Source organism: Clostridium rectalis (assembly GCF_900626095.1).
GTDB classification, from domain to species: domain Bacteria; phylum Bacillota; class Clostridia; order Clostridiales; family Clostridiaceae; genus Clostridium_AS; species Clostridium_AS rectalis.
Window position 1 is genome coordinate 1 of the sequence record NZ_UYZZ01000030.1, and the last position, 845, is coordinate 845.

Sequence of the window (845 nt, forward strand, 5' to 3'; positions counted from 1 at the left end):
ACTCCCGAAGGAGCTTCATCGCTCGACTTGCATGTGTTAGGCACGCCGCCAGCGTTCGTCCTGAGCCAGGATCAAACTCTCAATTTAAAAGTTTAATCTTTTTTAGCTCATCGCTATTTTAACACTTTGTGTTAAGAATTAACTGGTTTCATTCTTCTCTGTTTAATTTTCAAAGATCAACCATCGCCCTTAAGCGACTTCTACATAATAACATCTGTTTTTCCATTTGTCAACATAATTTTATAATATTTTTTATACTGACAATTTATGTTAATTTTTATTTTGAGATAATAAAACACCTGTGTTTATACAGATGTTTTTAAATGGTGGAGATAAGGAGATTCGAACTCCTGACCCCCTGCTTGCAAGGCAGGTGCTCTCCCAACTGAGCTATACCCCCATATGGTGGACCTTCAGGGACTCGAACCCCGGACCTACCGGTTATGAGCCGGTTGCTCTAACCAACTGAGCTAAAGATCCATACTATACCTGGCGACGACCTACTCTTCCACAAAGCTTCCCTTGCAGTACCATCGGCGCTTTGAAGCTTAACCTTCGTGTTCGGTATGGAAACGGGTGTTACCTTCAAGCCATAATCACCAGATCTACAATTTACTCACCTTACATTTTAAAATTATAATCTGTTTCTATTTATTTGTCAATAACTTTTTTGTTGTTTTTTAAAAGAACTTATTCTTTCAAAATTGCACAAAGTAATATTTATTAGATCAAGCCCTCGACCTATTAGTATCAGTCAGCTGAATACATTGCTGTACTTACACCTCTGACCTATCAACCTTGTGTTCTTCAAGGGGTCTTACTAGCTTACGCTATGGGAAATCTCA

General features: G+C 38.7%; 2 tRNA genes and 3 rRNA genes. All 5 read right to left on the reverse strand.

What is annotated here, in order from left to right:
- Positions 1 to 87: ribosomal RNA gene (locus tag EJL03_RS15860) — 16S ribosomal RNA — on the reverse strand; the annotation flags it as partial.
- A 237-nt stretch (positions 88 to 324) separates the two neighbouring features.
- Positions 325 to 400 (reverse strand) — tRNA-Ala (locus tag EJL03_RS15865).
- A 3-nt stretch (positions 401 to 403) separates the two neighbouring features.
- Positions 404 to 480 (reverse strand) — tRNA-Ile (locus tag EJL03_RS15870).
- Between the two features lie 7 nt (positions 481 to 487).
- Positions 488 to 604 (reverse strand): 5S ribosomal RNA (gene rrf, locus EJL03_RS15875).
- A 120-nt stretch (positions 605 to 724) separates the two neighbouring features.
- A 23S ribosomal RNA gene (locus EJL03_RS15880) occupies positions 725 to 845 on the reverse strand; the annotation flags it as partial.